Below are 19,624 nucleotides of genomic sequence, written 5' to 3'. Positions count from 1 at the left end.
GGTGCGGCGTTTCGGTCACCGCTGGCATGGTACGGCACCGCCTGTGCTTGACATTCTTCTACAATTTCACATATATGAAAAAGACGTCAGCCCTCTGAACGATCGGAGACCTCCCGCATGAGCATCGTCGATCACTTCGTCGCCGGACGGCCCTACGCGGGCTCCGGGGATCGCCTCGGGCCCGTGTTCGACCCGGCGCTCGGCGTCGAGACCAGGCGGGTACGGCTGGCCGCCCCCGAAGACGTGGACGCGGCCGTGGCCGCCGCCACCGCCGCCTTCCCCGGCTGGCGGGACATGTCCTGGGCGCGCCGCCAGGAGGTGCTGTTCACCTTCCGCGAGGCGCTCAACCGGCGCAGGCGCGAGCTGGCGGAGATCATCACCGCCGAGCACGGCAAGGTGCTCTCCGACGCCGAGGGCGAGATCGCCAGGGGGCAGGAGGTGCTGGAGTTCGCGCTCGGCATGCCGCACCTGGCCAGGGGCGGCTACTCGGAGAACGTCAGCACCGGGGTCGACGTCTACACCGTGCGGCAGCCGCTCGGCCCGGTGGCCGTGATCAGCCCGTTCAACTTCCCGGCCATGGTGCCCATGTGGTTTTTGCCGATGGCCCTGGCCACCGGCAACACAGTCGTGCTCAAGCCCAGCGAGAAGGACCCTTCCGCAGCCAACTGGCTGGCCGCGCTGCTCAAGGAGGCGGGCCTGCCGGACGGGGTGTTCAACGTGCTGCACGGCGACAAGGTCGCGGTGGACGGCCTGCTGGACCACCCCGGCGTCCAGGCGGTGTCGTTCGTCGGGTCCACGCCGATCGCCCGGCACGTGTACGAGCGCGCGACCCGCGCGGGCAAGCGCGTCCAGGCGCTCGGCGGGGCCAAGAACCACATGCTCGTACTGCCCGACGCCGACCTCGACATGGCCGCCGACGCGGCGGTGAACGCGGCCTTCGGCTCGGCGGGCGAGCGGTGCATGGCGATCAGCGTCCTGGCGGTGGTGGACTCCGTGGCCGACGACCTGATCGGCCGGATCAGGGAGCGGATCGGCCGCATCAAGGTGGGCGACGGCCGCCGCGGCTGCGACATGGGGCCGCTGGTGACCGGCGAGCACCGCGACAAGGTGGCCGGCTACATCGACGAGGCCGAAAAGGACGGCGCCGAGGTGGTCGTGGACGGCCGCGGCGTGCGGGCCGACGGCCCTGCCGAGGGCTTCTGGCTGGGCCCGACGCTGATCGACCGCGTCGGCCGGGACTCCCGCGTCTACACCGACGAGATCTTCGGCCCGGTGCTGTCGGTGGTCCGGGTGCGCGACCTGGCCGAGGGCATCCACCTGATCAACGACGGCGCCTACGGCAACGGCACCGCCGTCTTCACCACGAACGGCGGCGCGGCCCGCACCTTCCAGCGCGAGGTCCAGGCGGGCATGATCGGCATCAACGTGCCGATTCCGGTCCCGGTCTCGTTCTACTCGTTCGGCGGCTGGAAGCAGTCGATGTTCGGTGACACCAAGGCGTACGGCGAGCAGGGCGTGCACTTCTTCACCCGGGAGAAGGCGATCACCTCGCGTTGGCCGGCGACCGGAACGCGGGAGTTCGACCTGGGTTTTCCGCAGAACGCCTGACCCCCTCGCCGATATCTCACTTGCCGTGAGCGCGCAGAGGCGTGAATATGAACGGTGGGGATATGTTCAGGCGAGGGCATGGAAAAATATGGACAATAGGCGGCGAAATCGGAAAGTAACTTCGTCTGGCAGTAAGCAGAAGACGCCGGACATCTCCGCTCGCGAAGGGGCGGACGACACGGTGGTGTGGGCGCGCTGGCAGGGCATCACGGCGATCATCGGCGCCGCGATCACGCTGGGTGGCGCGGGCTTCTTCCTCTACGACCGCTTCGCCGCGCCCAGCCAGGCCGCACCGCCACCGGTGCTGCCGGGGGCGGTCCCGCCGCAGCGCGCCCATCCGAATTGCACGGTCAGGTCGATATGCCTGTGGCCTCAAGGTAAGTTCGGGGGAAAAGTCTGGATATGGTCGCCGGACGAAAGTCCGGCCGGCCGGATTCCCACGTATCTGCGCGATCACGTCGGATCGTTCGACGCCCAGACCGACGGATGTTTCGTGGACTCCGAACGACCGGAGAAGCGGCCGGTCTACGCCGGAGACTGGAGCGAGAAATACACGGACATCAATAGATTCGGCCGCCGGATGGACGGCATCGCCCCCAGGTGCTGACCAACCCGGACCCCCGGCAGAGCCCCGCCGCGCACACGGCCGGGCCCTGCCGGCAAAGCCGGCAAGCACGCCACCACCCACCGACGCCCGTCAGGCCCGTCGGTACTCGCCAGGCCCGTCAGGCAGGACAGGACCGCCAGGCCGTCGAGCGCGTCAAGGCTCGCCCGGTCCGTCAGGCAGGACAGGGACGCGAGGTCCGTGGGTGCTTGTCAGGGGTCGGCGGGGGTCTTGGGGGGGCCGTAGGCGTGCAGGTCGGCCACGCCGCCGACGAAGCGGGCGTCGCCGATGTCCTCGTGTGGCTGGTCCGGTTCGGGCTTCCAGTCCGACACCTCGACCAGGCCCGGTTCCTCCAGCTCACAACCGGCGAGCAGGGCGGAGATCTCCGCCCTGGAGCGGGGCGTGATCGGGGTGGCCGTGTTGCGGTAGATCGCCACGCCCTTGGCGACGGCCTCCGGCGCCATGCCGTCCAGGCAGGCGTGGCTGATCACGATCCGGCTGCCAGGGGCCAGACGGGCGCGCAGCCGGGCGACGATCGCGCCGGGGTCCTCGTGGTCGCCGACGAAGTGCAGGACGGCCACCGCGACGACCACGACCGGCCGCCCCAGGTCGATCAGCTCCGTGAGGGTCGGCGAGTCGAGTATCCGGTCGGGCTGGCGTAGGTCGCCCTGGAGCATGGCCACGCCGGGGGCGTTCAGGATGGCCCGGCCATGGGCGATGACCGTGGGATCGTGGTCCACGTACACCACGCGGGCGTCCGGATTGACGGCCTGGACGACCTGGTGGACGTTCCGCTGGGTCGGCAGGCCGGAGCCGAGGTCGATGAACGCGTCGTAGCCGCGCCCGGCGAGATCCCCCGCCGCGCGGATCAGGAACTCCCGGTTGGCCCGGACCGACGCCTTGATCAGCGGCATCGTGTCCACCAGCCGGCCGCCCGCGTCGCGGTCGGGCGGAAAGTGGTCCTTGCCGCCGAGCAGGTAGTCGTAGATCCGGGCGGCGTTCGGAACGGTCGGGTCGAAGACCGGAGACCCGACCGGGACCCGGCCGGGCGACGCCGCTCCCGACGACAGCGCGGCCGACGCGAGGGCATCGGGTCGCGCGGGCGGCGGGCCGGCGGGCTGGGGGCCCGTCATGGGTAAACGAGAGGTCTGGAAATAGGAGTCATAAGAGTGCTGGGTCGATGGCGAGCCGGGCGCTGGGAGGCCGGCCGGTGTTCGGGGGATGCCGGTTGTCATCGAGGGACCTCTGGTGTGAAGGGAACGGCGGGCCGTCCGCTGTTGTTCAGATTCGCAATGCTCACCGACGCGCCTGCGACACGACGGAGAGATTCGTTCCTCTGACCCTGGGAACCCTGTGACCAGCGCGTGTTCGAGCCGCCGGCCATACCGAGAACGTTAGCCGTATTACCCTCTCTTTGAGTAGGGAGTTTGTGGAACAGCCTGGATGTCCTGGATGATCGCAATCCAGTTGTATCACTACGGCCACTGCCGGAAAAAGCGCTACACGGCCCTTCACAACACCAGATCATTCCCGGCGAAATGCCGCGCGCGGCGCGGGATGGCGCAGGGCCGGGCCCTGCGCCATCCCCGCCGGGGTTAAACGCCCGCCGGGTGCCAGACGGTCTTGGTCTCCAGGAAGGCCGTCATCCGGGAGGTGCCGGGGTCGGCGAGCCAGTCCGTCCGCTGTGGCCGCAGCACCCGCTTGAGGTTCTCCGCCGCCGCGCGCTCGCATTCCAGGGCCAGGTCCGCCGGGCATCCGGTGAGGTCGATGCCGTTGACGTCCATGTGGCCCGCCAGCCAGGGGGCGAGTTCGGGCTGCCGCCCGGTCAGGATGTTCACCACCCCGCCCGGTACGTCGGAGGTGGCCAGCACCTCGGCCAGCGTGACGGCGGGCAGCGGGGCGCGCTCGCCGGCGACCACCACGCAGGTGTTGCCGGTGACGATCACCGGGGCGAGCACCGAGACCAGGCCGAGCAGCGGCCCCATCGGGGGCGCGACGACGGCGACGACACCGGTCGGCTCAGGCTTGGAGACGTTCAGGTACGGCCCGGCGACCGGGTTGACCGCGCCGAACACCGACGCGATCTTGTCGGCCCAGCCCGCGTACCAGACCAGCCGGTCGACGGCCAGGTCCACCAGTTCGCCCGCCTTGCGGGCCGGGACGCCGTCCGCGTCGGTGATCTCCGTGACGAACTGCGCCCGCCGGCCCTCCAGCATCTCCGCGACCCGGTAGAGGACCTGTCCCCGGTTGTAGGGCGTGGCCCCGCTCCAGCCGGGGAACGCCTTGCGCGCCGCGACCACCGCGTCCCTGGCGTCCTTGCGCGAGGCGCGCGCCGCGTTGGCCAGGAACCGGCCCTTGGAGGAGGTCACGGCGTAGGACCTTCCACTCTCCGAGCGGGGGAAGGCCCCGCCGATGTACAGCTTGTAGGTCTTGCGGACCCCGAGCCTGGTGCCGTTGTCACTCATGTCCGCGCCCTCTCCAGGTGCTCTGGTGCGCCGGCCGTTCGGTCCCGGTGACCTGTGCGCAGCGGCTGACGCCCGCGCGGTGCGCGAACCAGCCCTCGCGCGGCTCGGTACGGCCCGCGGCGGCGAACGCGTGGCCCCGGTTCATCTGCCTGCGCCGGGCTTCCCGCCGCGGCCTGCGGTGATCACACATCGAGGTACGCCTCCAGGCCGTGCCGGCCGCCCTCGCGCCCGTACCCCGACTCCTTGTAGCCGCCGAACGGCGAGACCGGATCGAACCGGTTGAAGGTGTTGGCCCACACCACGCCCGCCCTCAGCCGGTCGGCCATCCACAGGATGCGCGAGCCCTTCTCGGTCCACACCCCGGCGGACAGGCCGTAGGGGGTGTTGTTGGCCTTCTCCACGGCCTCGGCGGGCGTACGGAACGTCAGCACCGACAGCACCGGCCCGAACACCTCCTCGCGGGCGATCCGGTGCGACTGCGCGACCCCGGTGAACACGGTGGGCGCGAACCAGTAGCCGCGCTCCGGCAGATCGCACGCGGGCGACCAGCGGGTCGCCCCCTCGGCCTCGCCCGCCTCGACGAGTTCGGTGATCCGGGCGAGCTGGGCGGCCGAGTTGATCGCGCCGACGTCGGTGTTCTTGTCCATCGGGTCGCCGACGCGCAGGGTGGCGAGCCGCCGCCGCAGCGCGGCCAGCAGTTCGTCCTGGATCGGCTCGGCGACCAGCAGGCGCGACCCGGCGCAGCACACGTGCCCCTGGTTGAAGAAGATCCCGTTGACGATCCCCTCCACCGCCTGGTCCAGCGGCGCGTCCTCGAAGACGATGTTGGCGGCCTTGCCGCCGAGTTCGAGGGTGACCTTCTTACGGCCGCCCGCCACGGTCCTGGCGATCTCCCTGCCCACGCGGGTGGAGCCGGTGAAGGCGACCTTGTCCACGCCCGGGTGGGCGACCAGCGCCGCGCCGGTCGCGCCGGGGCCGGTCACGATGTTGACCACGCCGGCGGGCAGCCCGGCCTGGACGCAGATCTCCGCGAACGCCAGGGCGGTCAGCGGAGTGGTCTCCGCCGGTTTGAGCACCACCGTGTTGCCGCAGGCCAGCGCGGGCGCGATCTTCCAGGCGAGCATCATCAGCGGGAAGTTCCATGGAATCACCTGGGCGGCGACGCCGAGCGGGCGAGGCGCCGGACCGAATCCGGCGTATGCCAGCTTGTCGGCCCAGCCCGCGTAGTAGAAGAAGTGCGCCGCCACCAGCGGCACGTCCACGTCCCTGGACTCGCGGATGGGCTTGCCGTTGTCGAGCGTCTCCAGCACGGCGAGCTCGCGGGCGCGCTCCTGGATGATCCGCGCGATCCTGAACAGGTACTTGGCCCGCTCGGCCCCCGGCAGCGCGCTCCATGTGCCGAACGCCTTGCGGGCCGCCGCCACCGCGCGGTCCACGTCGGCCTCGTCGGCGCAGGCGACCTCGGCCAGCGTCTCCTCGGTGGCCGGGTTGACCGTCTTGAACGCCGTCCCGCCACCGTCGGTGAACCGCCCGTCGATGAACAGCCCGTACGACGGCTGGATCTCCACAACATCCCGCGACTCGGGCGCGGGCGCGTATTCGAATCTCATCGTCGATCAGTCCAACGTGAAGTAGTCGGGACCGGCGTACCGGCCGGTGGCGAGCTTCTGCCGCTGCATCAGCAGATCATTGAGCAGCGAGGACGCGCCCAGCCTGAACCAGGCCGCGTCCAGCCACTCCTCCCCGGCGGTCTCACTCACCAGGACCAGGTAACGGATGGCGTCCTTGGCGGTGCGGATGCCGCCCGCGGCCTTGACCCCGACCATCCGCCCGGTGGCGGCCCGGTGGTCGCGTACGGCCTCCAGCATCACCAGGGTGACCGGCAGGGTGGCCGCCGGGGAGACCTTCCCCGTGGAGGTCTTGATGAAGTCGGCGCCGCTCAGCATCGCCAGCCAGGAGGCCCGGCGCACGTTGTCGTAGGTGGCCAGCTCGCCGGTCTCCAGGATGACCTTCAGGTGGGCCGCGCCGCACGCCTGCTTGATCGCGGCGATCTCGTCGGCGACCTTGCGGTAGTCGCCGGCCAGGAACGCGCCTCGGTCGATCACCATGTCGATCTCCGCCGCTCCGGCCGCCACGGCCAGCGCGGTGTCCGCGACCTTGACCTCAAGTGAGGATCGCCCTGAGGGGAACGCGGTGGAGACGCTCGCCACCTTGACGAGCGAGCCGGCCAGCGCCTCGGCGGCGACCGCGACCAGGTCGGGATAGACGCACACGGCGGCCACATGGGGGGCCGCCGGGTCTGCGGGGTCGGGGCGTACGGCCTTGGCGCACATCGCGCGGACCTTGCCAGGGGTGTCTGCGCCTTCCAGTGTCGTGAGGTCCACCATGCCGATGGCCAGGTCGATGGCCTGGGCCTTGGCGGTGGTCTTGATCGATCGGGTGCTCAGCATGGCCGCCCGCTGGTCGGCGCCCACCCGGTCGACACCGGGCAGGCCGCGGAGAAAGGCCCGCAGCGTGGCATTGGAGGACACCACATCCGCGAAGGCGGTAGTCAGTGTTGACACCATCCCAGCATCGCCGACCAGCGCGATTGATTCCAAACCGGACCCGGCCGAGCGTCGTCACCCCTTTTCGTCAACTTTCGCTCGTGCCACAGCGGCGTCGCCGCCCGGGGCCCGTCTAGGTAGTCCTAGGCATGCCGTACCTGGGACTAAGGCCCGGAGATAAGGCATCCGCCCGATGTGGCGGGGGGTGCCTTAGGACGAACCTAGAAATGTCAGGAAACAGCGGTAAACAGGGGGACCCACCATGGGACCGGAGATCCACTACCAGATAATCGTCAGCCGAGTCACCGAGCTGCACGAGGCCGCGGCCGAGCACCGCAGGGCCAGGGAGGCGGTACGCACGCGCAAGGCCGCCGACGGGAGCCGCGGCTCGCGCTCCCGCAGCCTCTTCGGCAGGCTGCGCACCTCATGACCGTCCACAGAGCGCCCGGCCGAAACCTCCCTCTCGGCCGGGCCTCTAAGCCCCCCTGAACGTGACACCGGATGTGTCCGCCGGGACTCCGCCCGGAGGCATTCTGCCTGCCGAAAAACCAGGGGAACCTCAACAGCGGGGCATGACATGCTTGAGGACATGGTGGGTCGGACGGTCAGCCCTGTCTTTGTGGGCCGGGAAGCCGAGCTGGGGATTCTGACCGAGGCGTTCGACGAGTCGCGCAAGGGGGCCGCGACCGTCGTCCTGCTCGGAGGCGAAGCCGGGGTGGGCAAGACCCGGCTGGTGGGCAGGTTCATCGAGCATGCGCAGGACGAGGGCGCCCAGGTGCTCTCCGGGGGCTGCGTGGAGCTCTCCACCGAGGGTCTTGCCTACGCCCCCTTCACCGCGGCGCTGCGGCAGCTCGTCAGGGAGATGGGCGTGGCACCGGTCTCGGCCCTGCTGCCCGACGGCGCCGGGCGCGACCTCGCGCGGCTGTTGCCGGAGTTCGGCGAGCCGAGCGGCGACACCGAGACCGAGACCGCGCGGGCCCGCCTGTTCGAGCAGATCCTCGCGCTGCTGGAGCGCCTGGCCGAGCGCCGGCCCCTGGTCCTCACCATCGAAGACGTCCACTGGGCCGACCGCTCCAGCCGCGACCTCATCGCGTTCCTGAGCCGCAACCTGCGCACCGCGCCCGTGCTGGTGGTGCTCACCTACCGCTCCGACGAGCTGCACCGCCAGCACCCGCTGCGGCCGGTGCTCGCCGAGCTGGGCCGGGTGGCCGGGGTGCTGCGGATGGAGATACCGCGGCTGACCCACGACGAGGTCGCCGCGCAGATGGCCGGCATCCTCGGCGGGCCCGCCGAATACCACCGGGTCGTCACCGTCTACCAGCGCAGCGAGGGCATCCCGCTGTTCGTGGAGGCGCTGCTGGAGTCCGGGGCGGACACGGCGTTCCCCGAGTCGCTGCACGACCTCATCATCGGCGCGGTGGAAAACCTCCCCGACGAGACGCAGCGGGTGCTGCGGATGGCCGCCGCGGGCGGCACCAGGGTCGGGCACGCGCTGCTGGCCGCGGTCAGCGGGCTCAACGACGCCGCGCTCGAAGACGCGATCCGGCCCGCCATCGCGGCCAACGTGATCCAGGTCGCCGACGGCCGGGCCTATCTCTTCCGGCACGCGCTGATCCGCGAGGCCGTCCACGACGAGCTGCTGCCCGGCGAGCACACCCGGATGCATTCCAGATTCGCCGAGGAGATCGAGCGGGACCGCACGCTGGTGCCGCCCGGCCGGGCCGCCATCGAGATCGCCCACCACTGGTATTCCGCGCGCGATGACCTGTGGGCGCTCATCTCGGCCTGGGAGGCCGCGGGCAAGGCGGCCAACGCGTTCGCCTACACCGAGCAGTTGCAGCTCCTGGAGCGCGTGCTGGCGCTGTGGGAGAAGGTCCCCGACGCCGCCGGGCGGATCGGCGCCGACCACACCCACGTGCTCGACCTCGCCTCCGGTGCCGCCCTGGCGAGCGGCGAGCTGGAGCGCGGGGTCAAGTTCGTCAAGGCGGCGCTGCGCGAGCTGTCGGAGGAGTCGGAGCCGGAGCGGGTCGCCGAGCTGATCGTGCGACTGGGGCAGTTCCACAAGGAGCGCCGCCGCCCCGGCGCGCTGGAGCATCTGCGGCACGCCGAGCGGCTGGTGCCCGAGCCGGGCGCGGCCCGCGCCTACGTGCTCACCCGGCTCGGCTCGCACCTGATGTTCAGCGGCGACATCCGCGAGGGCACCGAGGTGACCGAGGAGGCGCTGCGCATCGCGCGCGGCGTGGGCGACGAGTCGATGGTCGCCGACCTGCTGATCAACCTGGCCGTCGGCAAGTCCTTCGACGGCAGGCTGGAGGAGGCCATCGCCGCCAACGGCCGGGCGAAGGCGATCGGCGAGCGGCTGGGCAACGGCAGGCTGATCATCCGCGCGATGGGCAACACCGCCGACGCCCTCAACAACCTCGGCCGCTCGGAGGAGGCCGTCGTGATGGCGGTCCAGGCGCAGGAGCTGTCGCGCAAGTACGGCCGCTACCGCGTGCAGGGCCTGTTCCAGGCGCTCAACCAGGCCGAGGCGCTGGAGTCGCTGTGCCGGTGGGAGGAGGCGGTCGAGGTGATCGAGGCCGCCCTCGCCCGCGACCCGGTGCTCCAGACCCGCCACCACCTGCTGCGGGCCAGGGGCGACGTGGCGGTGGCGCGCGGCGAGATCGACGTGCTCGAAGCCGTGCTGACCGAGGTCGGCGCCTACAGCGCGCCCACCGATGAGGGCGTCCAGGAGATCAGCGCCAACAACCGGCTGCTGCTCGCCCTGTACCGGCTGCGCGGCGAGCCCGACGCCGCGCTCGACATCGCCGAGCGGAGCCTGCACCGCCCGCAGCCGTCCAGCAAGGCGCTGATGGGCTGGCGGCTGCTCGCCGACATCGTCTCGCTGTGCCACTCCTACGTCTGCGACTCGATCACGCGGGCGGAGGGCCTGCTGGCCAAGGCGGGCGTGGTGGGGGCGAGCCTGCGTGGAGGCGGCCCGGTCGGCGACGCCTACCGGCTGGTGTGCGAGCGGTCCTACCCCGAGGCCGCCGCGGCCTGGAAGCGGCTGGGCCGCCCGCACCCGCGGGCGGAGGCGCTGCTGCTCGCGGCCAAGGCGGCGGTCCGCGACGGCGACCGCGACACCGCCGTCGCGCACCTGCGCGAGGCCCACCCGCTCGCGACGTCGCTGGGCGCGACCCCGCTCACCGAGTCGATCGAGCTGCTGGCCCGCCGGGCCGGCACGCCGCTCGGCGACGACGCCGCCTTCGACGCGGGCCCCGGCTCAGGCGACCTGCTCACACCGCGCGAGGTGCAGGTGCTCCGGCTGGTCGCGGAGGGGCGCTCCAACCGCGACATCGCCGCCGAGCTGTTCATCTCGGCCAAGACGGTCAGCGTCCACGTCTCCAACATCTTGGCCAAGCTCGGCGTCTCCAGCCGTACCGAGGCCACCGCCATCGCCCACCGCCGTTCTTTATTGAACTGAGTACGCGCAATACCGCGGAGTATCGGGAAAATCGGCACTACCCTGCTTGTCGTGCAGCAGAGATCGGACACCCCGGATCCGGGCGGCGCCCGCACGCGCAAGGACACCTCGGCGGTGGGGGTCACTCTGATCGCCGGCGCGTGCACGATCATCGCCGCGGTCGCGGGTGCGCTGATCACCGGATGGCTGACCTACCAGGGACCGGGCTCCGAACCCGCCGCCGCACAGGCGACGGTCACGGTCACGGCCGTGGCCCCACCCCGGCCGGCGGCCACCGCTACGGACGGTGTGCCCGTGGGGACCGGCACACTCTCGCTGACCAAACTGACCCCCAAAGGCGACGGCCTGGTCACCGGCACGTGGTCGCTGGCGGGCCAGCCCTATTCGGAGAGTCTGGCATCGCCTGACTTGTGCAGCAGCCGATCGAGGGTCATCTACGAACTGCCGCGGAGCTACCAACGACTCGTCGCGACGGCGGGGATCGACGATGACAAGGGGAAACGCCAAGGGGATGACGCGGTCCACTTCGCGGTGTACGTGGACCGCGACCACGACGACCAGCCCGACGACGAGGAACAGGTGACCGCCGTCGCCGCCCAGTACGGCAAACCCGCGAGCGTCAACGCCCCGATCGGGGGCGCGACCGCGGTGATCCTGACGATGTACCCCGACGGCTGCGTCACAGCCCCGGCCGTATGGGGCACCCCGACCCTCTCCGGCGAGCCCGCCGGCTAGTTCACCGGCCCTTTAGCCGGTGCAAGGTACGGCGAGCGACCACGACACACGAGAAACGCCGGGCACAGGGGCGGCACCTGGCACGGGGCGGCGGTGTTCGGGGGCATGCCGTACCAAGTCCTGAGCAGTGCGAGGCCCGCAGGGCCGCCGCTACATCAGCGCGTCGCCGATCAGGATGACGCCGAAGACGGCGAACGCCGCCGCCGCGCCATACCTGATGACCTTCTCCGGCAGGTGCCGGCCCAGCATCCGCCCCACCACGATGGCCAGGGCGTCGGCCGCGACCATGCCGACCGTGGAGCCGATCCAGGTGCCCAGCCAGCCGTGCTGGGTGGCCAGGGTGATGGTGGCCAGCATGGTCTTGTCGCCCAGCTCGCTCAGGAAGAACGCGACGGTCACGGCGATCAGCGCGGACCTCGTGGTACGGGCCGCCTTGCCCGACTCCTCCTCGGTCAGCTCGTCACCGCGCAGCGTCCATGCCGCGAAGCCGAGGAAGGCGATTCCCGCCACGACCGCGATGGCGGTGGTCGGCAGCAGATCGCCCACCAGGCCGCCGACCGCCACGCTGAGCAGGTGGACGACGGTGGTGGCGATGGTGATCCCGGCCAGGACGGGCCATGCCTTGAACCGGGTGGCGAAGGTCATCGCCATGAGCTGACTCTTGTCGCCCAGTTCGGCGACGAAGATCACGACAAGGCTGATCCAGAAGGCTTCCACGGGGGTTGGGCCCTTTCCTCCGGCGCGGCCCGGCCGGAGGCGCACACCCGGGGAGTCGGGCAGGGCTTCGGCCGGGCGGCGCGTCGAACACGACACGTCTACCAGGCCGAAGGTCTCGTCCGCCCGTACAGATCAGGCCCGCGTGACCGGGCGCTACCGCGCCAGTGTGTCGATCACGCGATTGGGACTACTCCCCTTCGGTGTTACCTCACAACCCTAACATCTCCCAGGTCAGCCCGGCCGTGGTGGTGGTACGGATCACAGTGACAGGCCGACCATCACCGGCTCGTTGACGAGGGTCACGCCGAACTTCTCGGCGACGCCATCGCGGATCTCGCGGGCCAGGGCGAGGAGCTCGCCCGCCGTACCGGACAGATCAGGGTTGGTCAGGGCGAGCGGATGCTTGCCGGAGATCCGTACCCCGCCGGTGCCGTAGCCCTTGGCGAAACCGGCCTGCTCGATCAGCCAGGCGGCCGGGACCTTCACCGTGCCGTCCGGCAGCGGCCAGCGCGGGAAGCCCGCTGCGCGCAACTCAAGCTCGGCGGCCTGCGCGGCGGTGAGCACCGGATTGGTGAAGAACGACCCCGCGCTGTGCGTGTCGGGGTCGGCCGCGTCGAGCACCATGCCCTTGGAGCGGCGCAGCTCAAGGACGGCGGCGCGGGCGTCGGCCAGCGGCACCCGGTCGCCCAGCGCCACCCCCAGCCGCGTGGCCAGCTCCTGGTAGGCGATCGGCCCGGACAGCGGCGAACGGGCCAGCGCGTAGGTCACCGACAGCACCAGGTGCCGGGCGAGGTCGGCCTTGAAGACGCTGTGCCGGTAAGCGAAACCGCACTCGGCGGCGTCCATGTCGCGCACCTCGCCGGTACGCCGGTCGAGCACCCGGACCCGGGTGATCGTCTGGGCCACCTCCTGGCCGTAGGCGCCGACGTTCTGGATCGGCGTCGAGCCGACCAGCCCCGGCACGCCCGACAGGCACTCGATCCCCGACCAGCCCTCGGCCACGCCGCGCGCGGCCAGCGCGTCCCAGTCCTCGCCGCTCGCCGCGGTGACCAGCACCCGGTCCGGCTCGGCGGCCACCTCCACACCCCGGGTGGCCACCCGGGCCACCAGGCCGTCGAACCCGTCGTCGGAGATCACCAGATTGCTGCCGCCGCCGAGCACCAGCACCGGCTCCCCCGCCGCGTCGGCCTTGGTGACCAAGGTCACCAGTTCGTCCGCGGTGCCCGCCTCGGCGAACGCGCGGGCCTCGCCGCCCAGCCCCAACGTGGTGTACGGCCCCAGCCGCACGCCAGCCACCCGCTCCGCCATTGGCCTCTTCCTCAAATGATCAGGTCGGAAAACAGCCTAAGGCGTCTTGGTGTCCGAATTCGACCGCAGCAGGCGCAGGACACGGTCATAGGTGCGGCGGGACTCGCGGTCGCGGTAGTCCGGATCGACCTCGTGGTAGGCGCGGTGGCGCTCCTGGTGCACCGGGAGCGCGACGTCGGGGACGACCAGGTCGCCGGGCAGGCTGAGGGAGAATTCGAGGTCGGCGTTGCGGTAGTAGCGGGCCTGGCCGCTGATGCCGCCCGCGTCCAGGGCGGCGGCCCGGCGTACGGCCAGCAGGTAGCCGAGCAGGCCGCGCACCCTGCCCGGGCCCGCCGGGCTCCACTCGCGCAGGTCGTCGCCGGGATCGACGCCCTTCCACCCGGCCGCCGTCGCGCCCTCCCGCACGGCCTCGGCCAGCGGGGTGAGCGCGTCGCCGTCCAGGATCGTGGACGTCTCCATGATCACGTGTACGTCGGCGGTGTCCAGCCGCAGCAGCTTGGTACGGCACGCGCCCCAACCGGCCGTACCGGATCGCCAGTGCGGGCGCTCGGCCACGTGCCACTCCTCGATCCGTTCGGGATGGGCCGCCGCCAGCTCGTGCAGCACGGTGCCCGCGCCGTCGATGTCGCCCAGGTCCAGGGCGAGGATGCGCGCGTCGGTGTAGGCCAGCAGCGCGTCCACGCACTTGCGCACGTCGGTGGGCCAGCCGTCCACGAGCAGCGCGACCGTGACGGTCGCCGAGGCCGCCTTGGCGTACTCCTCGGTGGCCCCCGCGCCGGTGATCGCCTCGTCCACGCGGGAGACGGCCAGGCTGGCGTCCCACAGGACCTGGGAGGCGACCATGCTCTCGGTGCCGGGGCCGGTCTCTGTGCCCCGCTCGGGGCGCTCTGGGGCCCGCGGCTCCTCCGGGATCGCGCTCACCGCCGGCCACACCTTGAACGGCGGTTTCGGGGTCAGCTCGAAGCCGTGCGGTCCGTCGTCCCTGACCTGCCAGCCGGCCTGTTCGATCTGCTCGCGCAGCACGTCGGCCGCGGCGAAGTCACGGTCGGCGCGTGCCTTGGCGCGCTGCTCGGCCAGCCCTCTGACGTGGTGTGGTACCTCGGTCGCTCTGCCCACCGCGGCGACATCCCCCTTCGGCTCGACCGCCCCTTCCTGGGGCGGCCCCTACCCGGGCGCCGGACCGGTAAGCCGATCGAGGCGGATCTTCAGGTCGCCAGGGCTTCGGGGCTTCAGGGCTTCAGGCGAGCTGGACCACGGCCCGTGCCCGCGAAAGGACCCGCGAGTCCCCGGACCGCGCGGTCAGCGCCACCAGCACCCGCTTGTCCTCAAGCTTCTGCTCGATCACGCCGCTGACCGTGATCGTCGCGCCCTCGTCGTCATCGGGCACGACCACCATCGAGGAGAACCGCACAGAGTAGTCGACCACCGCGCCGGGGTCGCCCGCCCAGTCGGTGACGAACCGGCCGCCCTGCGCCATGGTGTACATGCCGTGCGCGATCACGTCGGGCAGCCCGACGGTCTTGGCGAACCGCTCGTTCCAGTGGATGGGGTTGAAGTCGCCGGACGCCCCGGCGTACATCACCAGGTCGACCCGGCGCACCGGGTAGTCGGCGGCCTCGATCTGCTGGCCGGTCTCGACCTCGTCGTACTTGATCGTCGCGGACATCGCTACGCCGCTCCCCCGCGCTCGACGATGGTGTTGTAGCTGGTGCAGACGTGCTCGCCGTCGACGGTGGTCACGTCGCTCTGCACGGTCAGCACCTCGTTGCGGCCGACGCTGCGGATCTCGGTGATCGTCGAGACGCACACCAGCTCGTCGCCCGCCCGGATCGGCCGGGTGTACTCAAAGCGCTGGTCGCCGTGGACCACCATCGCGTAGTTGAGCCCGAGTTCCGGGTCGGCCAGCGCCTCACCCGCCCCGGTGAGCGTGAACACGATCGGGAACGTCGGCGGCGCGATCACGTCGGGATGCCCGGCGGCCTTCGCCGCCTCGCGGTCCCGGTAGATCGGGTTGGTGTCGCCGATCGCCGCCGCGAACTCCTTGATCTTGACGCGACTGACCTCGTAGGTGGCGGGCGCGGCGTACTGACGCCCGACGAACTCACGGTTCAAAGCCATCGTGCCCGGGACTCCTTTCACCCCATTTGGGAAGCAGTGGCGGAAACACCACTACCCGCCTACCGAGACGCGGCAAGGCGGGTAGGCGGGATCGCCCGTGGACGCCGCAGTGCGGCGGGGGGAGGTCCGGCGGGTCAGCGAGTCTCGCGGTGCGGCTGGTGGCACCTGCAGTTAGGGCAGTACTTCTTCAGCTCAAGGCGGTCGGGATCGTTGCGCCGGTTCTTCCGCGTGATGTAGTTGCGGTGCTTGCACTCCTGGCAGGCCAGCGTGATCTTCGGCCTAACGTCGGTGGCAGCCACGTGGGAGTGCCTTTCTGCGTCTGGGACGGGTGGACGACCCGCGCCGGTCTCCTGGTGAGAGGAGACGGCATGGGTAGTAGCGGAGGCCGGACTTGAACCGGCGACACAGCGATTATGAGCCGCTTGCTCTGCCTGACTGAGCTACTCCGCCTGGATGCGTGGAAATCCAACGGCACCCAAGAATACCCGACCTGTGGGGGTGCGACGCACACGGCCGCCCGGCACCGGGGTGGACCCCGGCTGTGGCTGGCGGCGCGCGAGTCGCCTGGATGCGTGGGCTCCTGGGTTGGACCGCTGGTCAGACTACCAGGCGGGCCCACCGGCACGCGAACGGATTCGCCTCGGGGGGCCGGTCCCTGCGTACCGGATGTACGCGCGTCTCAGCTCGCTTCCCGCTTTGTTTCCATAAAGCATGAAATGGCGCTGTTGAATGGCCGCCGGCGCACCGCGCCGCGCGGCCCTGACCTGCGTCCACGACATCCGGAAAACGGCGCCCGCCCGCGAAATACCGAGCCTGCGGCGCGATATCGCCAAGGGCCGCGGCCGGTCTCCCAGCTAATCGTGATCACGCCGCCCTAGAATCCTCGGCAGGCCCTTCGACTGGGGCGAACGCTGCGGAAACCGCGGCCTCCCGCACCCCGCGGGAGGCCGCCCTTGCCAAAAAGCGAAGGCGCGGCGAAGGTCCGGGAGCTTAGCCTGATCCCCCGATACCGGACCGAAGGAGCGGCCGTGTTCTCGCTGCGCACCGCTGATCTGCGAAAGCTCAATTCACTCACCAAGTACCCGTCCATTCCGACGCACCACAGGCTCGACCCGAAGAACGGCGGCCTGGTCGAAGAGCCCGCCGTCTTCACCGGGACCGTGCTGGGCACCGAGAAGGTCGACGGCACCAACGGGCGAGTGGTTCTGCTTCCGGACGGCACGTGGCTGATCGGCTCCCGCGAGGACCTGCTCACCGCGAGCGGCGACGTGATCCACAACCCGGCGCTCGGCATCGTCGACGCCCTGCGTCCCGTGGCCGACCGGGCCGCGGGCGAGCGCGACGCCATCACGGTCCTCTACCTGGAGGTGTACGGCGGCAAGCAGCTCCCGGCCTGGCGGCAGTACGGCTCGGGCGAGCCCGCGCTGCGGCTGTTCGACACGGTCACCATCGGGCCTGACCTGCTGGCCTGGGACCTGGCGAAGATCTCCGCCTGGCGGCAGGACGGCGGGCAGCCGTTCGCCGGGGAGCCGGCGCTGCGCGAGGCCGCGCGGGCCTTCGGCGTCGAGCTGACACCCCGCCTGTTCGAGATCGACGGCGGCGGGCTGCCCGCCGGCATCGCCGGCATGCGCGCGTTCATGGAGTCCTACCGGGTCACCCGCGTCGCCACCTCCGGCGAGCCGGGCGCGAACGAGGGCATCGTGCTGCGCACCCCCGACCGCGCGGTCATCACCAAGGCCCGCTTCCAGGACTACGACCGCACGCTGAAGCGCCGCGCCGCCGGGCGGTGACGAAGGCGCGGGACGGCCCCGGCGGAGCCGTCCCGCGCGCACGGTCACGGCGTGGGGATCGTGCCGTTGACGTAGTGCGTCTTCACGGTCCGGGCGATGGACGCCTGCCAGGCCGCGAGGTCGGCCTTCAACTGCTGCGGCGTGCGGGTGCCCTTACGCAGGTCGGCGATGAAGGCGTCGTACCGGTCGAAGGCCCAGTTCTCGATGCCGAAGGCGTACTTCTGGATGCCGCCCTCGCCGTAATAGCCCTCCCCGTCGGCCTCGTCGCCCGCCAGGGCCTTGGTGTCGATCGTGTGATCGGCGTTGCGCCCGCAGCTATAACCGCACGAGTCGTCGTCGGTGTAGTCGTAGACGAGGTGGCGCTTGGCGTTGGTGGCCAGGTACATGTCGGAGAGCTCGGCGGGGGTGGTGCCCGCGTACGGGAAGAGCGGCACGAACACGCTGACCGTGGGCTCACCGAGGGCCACCCACATCGTCGTCAGCTTGCCCTCGTAGGGGTCGCCGATCTTCGAGCCGGTGATCACCGTCCCGAACGTGGAAACGAAACGGTTGAGGTGGTATCCGGTGGACTTGTCCGCTGCGGGCAGGTCGCCGACGCTCTTGGCCAGCGACTCGATGGACCACTTGCCGCCGATGCCGTCAGAGCGCACCTCCTTCTGGATGAAGTAGCGGTAGTCCTTCTTGTGCGGGTCGTCCATGCGGATGCCCGCGCGGTTGTGGCGCATGACGCCGCTGGTGGAGTCCTCCCAGTCGTGGACGCCGTCCGGCGTGTCGCCCTTGTTGACCACCTCGTCGTTCTCCACGACCGTGGTCTGCTCGTCCACGAAGTAGGGGAACCCGCTGGGCTTGGTCCACCGGACCTTGCTGAAGTTGGTACGCCAGTCGTAGCCGGAGTAGGCCCCGTCGGCGGGGTCGGCGGCGTCCTTGTCGTCGGTGTGCGGGGCGGCGTAGTTGCCGTTCGCGTCCTTCTCGTACTCCGAGGTGACGTTGTCCCGGGTGAAGCCGTCCCCGTCGATCTCGAAGACGGCCGCGTTCCCCCAGCGGTCGAAGACGCTGATGATCGTGGAGGTGTTCCGGGCGGAGCTGCCGTTGAAGCCGCCGCCGTGGTTGGTGTCGCGCAGCAGTTGCTCGACCTCGTCCACGCGTTCGGCGCGGGAGAGCACCAGGTGGTTGAGGTAGCCGCCGGTCATGCCCTTGGCGAGGTCCTGGGAGACCGGGAAGCCGTGGCTCGTGGCGAAGGCGGAGGTCAGCGTGTGCCCGGCGACCTGGACCAGGCCGAGGCCGCGGTCGTTCGCGCCCGCCCACGGGATGGTCTCGCCGGTGATCGCGTCCACGCCGGAGGTCCCGTGCGCCGTGACGCCGGTGTAGCCGAAGCGGGAGGTGTAGCGGTCGCCGCTGCCGAAGGAGCCGCCGTCGGCGGGCCTGTGGAACGGCACCACCTTCCACCCGTCGGGTGTGGACCAGTGGTCGCGGTTCTTCCAGACGACCGGGCGGCCGTCCACGGTGGACAGTCCGGTCGCGACGGCTGAGCTGGAGGCGTGCGCGGGCGGCGTCCATGCCAGGACGGCGACCAGCGCGGTGGCGGCGGCGAGAACGGGTTTCTTCACCTGGGGGTGGCCCTTCCGATGAGATCGTTGAACAGTGCCTGGGACTGCGGGCTGGTCCGGATCAGCTCCTCGGGGTGCCACTGGACGGCCAGGATGCGGTGCCCGGTGTGCTCCAGGCCCTCGATCAGGCCGTCCTCGCTGTAGACGGTGGCGTCCAGGCCGTCGCCGAGGAGCTTGACGCCCTGCTTGTGGATGCTGTTGACGGCGAACTCGCCGGAGCCGAACAGCTCGCCCAGCCGTCCGCCCTTGGCGGTCACCGAGTGCGCCAGGTGGGTGCGCGGCGCGTCAGGGCGGTGGTCGGCGGCGTACGGCGTGCGGGTGAGGTCCTGGTGGAGTTCGCCGCCGAAGTACACGTTCACCACCTGGAGGCCGCGGCAGATGGCCAGCACCGGCAGTTCGCGCGCGAGGGCCTGGGTGAGCATGGCCCACTCCAGCCGGTCGCGCGGCGGGTCGAGCTTGACGGTCACGCCGTCCTCCACCGGCGAGTCGTAGCGGCCGGGTTCCACCGAGGCGCCGCCCGCCAGCACCAGCGCGGTCGCGTCCGCGGGCAGGTCGAGGGTCTGCTGCGACGGGGTGATCGTGCGCGGTACGCCCCCGGACTGTTCGATCGCCGTCTCGTAGGGGCGGGCGGGCGTCTGGTCACCGGCGGTGATGATGATCAAA

General features: G+C 70.9%; 19 protein-coding genes and 1 tRNA gene. 6 read left to right on the top strand and 14 right to left on the bottom strand.

What is annotated here, in order from left to right; genetic code table 11:
- Positions 1–117: 117 nt before the first annotated feature.
- Complete coding sequence (locus tag ACH34R_RS03610) at positions 118–1,608, top strand: CoA-acylating methylmalonate-semialdehyde dehydrogenase (RefSeq protein ID WP_397559850.1); 1,491 nt, start codon at positions 118–120, stop codon at positions 1,606–1,608.
- A 25-nt stretch (positions 1,609–1,633) separates the two neighbouring features.
- The gene (locus tag ACH34R_RS03605; protein WP_397559849.1) at positions 1,634–2,215 is read left to right on the top strand and encodes a hypothetical protein; all 582 of its coding nucleotides are present in this window, start codon (positions 1,634–1,636) and stop codon (positions 2,213–2,215) included.
- A 209-nt stretch (positions 2,216–2,424) separates the two neighbouring features.
- Here the strand turns inward: ACH34R_RS03605 and ACH34R_RS03600 are convergent, their stop codons facing one another.
- The 5 genes from ACH34R_RS03600 to deoC all read right to left on the bottom strand — a co-directional run bounded on the left by ACH34R_RS03600 (position 2,425) and on the right by deoC (position 7,244).
- Positions 2,425–3,345 (bottom strand): SAM-dependent methyltransferase, encoded by a 921-nt coding sequence (locus ACH34R_RS03600; RefSeq protein ID WP_397559848.1) that lies wholly within the window; start codon positions 3,343–3,345, stop codon positions 2,425–2,427.
- Positions 3,346–3,807: 462 nt separating this feature from the next.
- Entirely contained in the window at positions 3,808–4,677 is an 870-nt protein-coding gene (locus ACH34R_RS03595) for an aldehyde dehydrogenase family protein (RefSeq protein WP_397559847.1), read from the bottom strand.
- Positions 4,670–4,822, bottom strand: a complete 153-nt coding sequence (locus ACH34R_RS03590) for a hypothetical protein (RefSeq protein WP_233507683.1) — start codon at positions 4,820–4,822, stop codon at positions 4,670–4,672. The genes ACH34R_RS03595 and ACH34R_RS03590 overlap by 8 nt, the downstream gene beginning before the upstream one ends.
- A gap of 37 nt (positions 4,823–4,859) precedes the next feature.
- Positions 4,860–6,287 (bottom strand): aldehyde dehydrogenase family protein, encoded by a 1,428-nt coding sequence (locus ACH34R_RS03585; RefSeq protein WP_397559846.1) that lies wholly within the window; start codon positions 6,285–6,287, stop codon positions 4,860–4,862.
- Between the two features lie 6 nt (positions 6,288–6,293).
- On the bottom strand, positions 6,294–7,244 hold the full coding sequence (gene deoC, locus ACH34R_RS03580; RefSeq protein WP_397559845.1) for a deoxyribose-phosphate aldolase: 951 nt from the start codon (positions 7,242–7,244) through the stop codon (positions 6,294–6,296).
- 241 nt (positions 7,245–7,485) lie between these two features.
- Between deoC and ACH34R_RS03575 the strand changes: the two genes are divergently transcribed.
- The 3 genes from ACH34R_RS03575 to ACH34R_RS03565 all read left to right on the top strand — a co-directional run bounded on the left by ACH34R_RS03575 (position 7,486) and on the right by ACH34R_RS03565 (position 11,421).
- The gene (locus ACH34R_RS03575; RefSeq protein ID WP_397559844.1) at positions 7,486–7,653 is read left to right on the top strand and encodes a hypothetical protein; all 168 of its coding nucleotides are present in this window, start codon (positions 7,486–7,488) and stop codon (positions 7,651–7,653) included.
- A gap of 159 nt (positions 7,654–7,812) precedes the next feature.
- On the top strand, positions 7,813–10,686 hold the full coding sequence (locus tag ACH34R_RS03570; RefSeq protein WP_397559843.1) for an ATP-binding protein: 2,874 nt from the start codon (positions 7,813–7,815) through the stop codon (positions 10,684–10,686).
- Between the two features lie 51 nt (positions 10,687–10,737).
- Complete coding sequence (locus tag ACH34R_RS03565) at positions 10,738–11,421, top strand: NPCBM/NEW2 domain-containing protein (protein WP_397559842.1); 684 nt, start codon at positions 10,738–10,740, stop codon at positions 11,419–11,421.
- 150 nt (positions 11,422–11,571) lie between these two features.
- On the opposite strand, the gene ACH34R_RS03560 is transcribed toward ACH34R_RS03565, so the two are convergent.
- The 7 genes from ACH34R_RS03560 to ACH34R_RS03530 all read right to left on the bottom strand — a co-directional run bounded on the left by ACH34R_RS03560 (position 11,572) and on the right by ACH34R_RS03530 (position 16,014).
- Complete coding sequence (locus ACH34R_RS03560) at positions 11,572–12,138, bottom strand: TMEM165/GDT1 family protein (protein WP_397559841.1); 567 nt, start codon at positions 12,136–12,138, stop codon at positions 11,572–11,574.
- Positions 12,139–12,396: 258 nt separating this feature from the next.
- A complete protein-coding gene (locus ACH34R_RS03555; protein WP_397559840.1) occupies positions 12,397–13,446 on the bottom strand; it encodes a UDP-N-acetylmuramate dehydrogenase in 1,050 nt (349 codons plus the stop codon).
- A 36-nt stretch (positions 13,447–13,482) separates the two neighbouring features.
- Positions 13,483–14,562 (bottom strand): hypothetical protein, encoded by a 1,080-nt coding sequence (locus ACH34R_RS03550; RefSeq protein WP_397559839.1) that lies wholly within the window; start codon positions 14,560–14,562, stop codon positions 13,483–13,485.
- A 121-nt stretch (positions 14,563–14,683) separates the two neighbouring features.
- A complete protein-coding gene (locus ACH34R_RS03545; RefSeq protein WP_397559838.1) occupies positions 14,684–15,112 on the bottom strand; it encodes a MaoC family dehydratase in 429 nt (142 codons plus the stop codon).
- A gap of 2 nt (positions 15,113–15,114) precedes the next feature.
- The gene (locus tag ACH34R_RS03540; protein ID WP_111167040.1) at positions 15,115–15,564 is read right to left on the bottom strand and encodes a MaoC family dehydratase N-terminal domain-containing protein; all 450 of its coding nucleotides are present in this window, start codon (positions 15,562–15,564) and stop codon (positions 15,115–15,117) included.
- Positions 15,565–15,698: 134 nt separating this feature from the next.
- Positions 15,699–15,863, bottom strand: a complete 165-nt coding sequence (gene rpmG / locus ACH34R_RS03535) for a 50S ribosomal protein L33 (RefSeq protein ID WP_111167039.1) — start codon at positions 15,861–15,863, stop codon at positions 15,699–15,701.
- Positions 15,864–15,940: 77 nt separating this feature from the next.
- Positions 15,941–16,014 (bottom strand) — tRNA-Met (locus ACH34R_RS03530).
- 578 nt (positions 16,015–16,592) lie between these two features.
- Between ACH34R_RS03530 and ACH34R_RS03525 the strand changes: the two genes are divergently transcribed.
- Complete coding sequence (locus tag ACH34R_RS03525; RefSeq protein ID WP_397559837.1) at positions 16,593–17,354, top strand: RNA ligase family protein; 762 nt, start codon at positions 16,593–16,595, stop codon at positions 17,352–17,354.
- Positions 17,355–17,398: 44 nt separating this feature from the next.
- On the opposite strand, the gene ACH34R_RS03520 is transcribed toward ACH34R_RS03525, so the two are convergent.
- Both ACH34R_RS03520 and ACH34R_RS03515 read right to left on the bottom strand, forming a co-directional pair.
- Entirely contained in the window at positions 17,399–18,961 is a 1,563-nt protein-coding gene (locus ACH34R_RS03520; RefSeq protein ID WP_397559836.1) for a hypothetical protein, read from the bottom strand.
- Positions 18,958–19,623, bottom strand: a complete 666-nt coding sequence (locus tag ACH34R_RS03515) for a gamma-glutamyl-gamma-aminobutyrate hydrolase family protein (RefSeq protein WP_397559835.1) — start codon at positions 19,621–19,623, stop codon at positions 18,958–18,960. Before ACH34R_RS03515 ends, ACH34R_RS03520 begins: the two co-directional genes overlap by 4 nt.
- Between the last annotated feature and the right edge of the window lies 1 nt (position 19,624).

The sequence above is a fragment of the Spongiactinospora sp. 9N601 genome, assembly GCF_044326295.1.
In the GTDB taxonomy this organism is placed as follows: domain Bacteria; phylum Actinomycetota; class Actinomycetes; order Streptosporangiales; family Streptosporangiaceae; genus Spongiactinospora; species Spongiactinospora gelatinilytica.
Note: the sequence above shows the minus strand (reverse complement) of the source record. Positions and strands in the feature narration are given on the sequence as shown.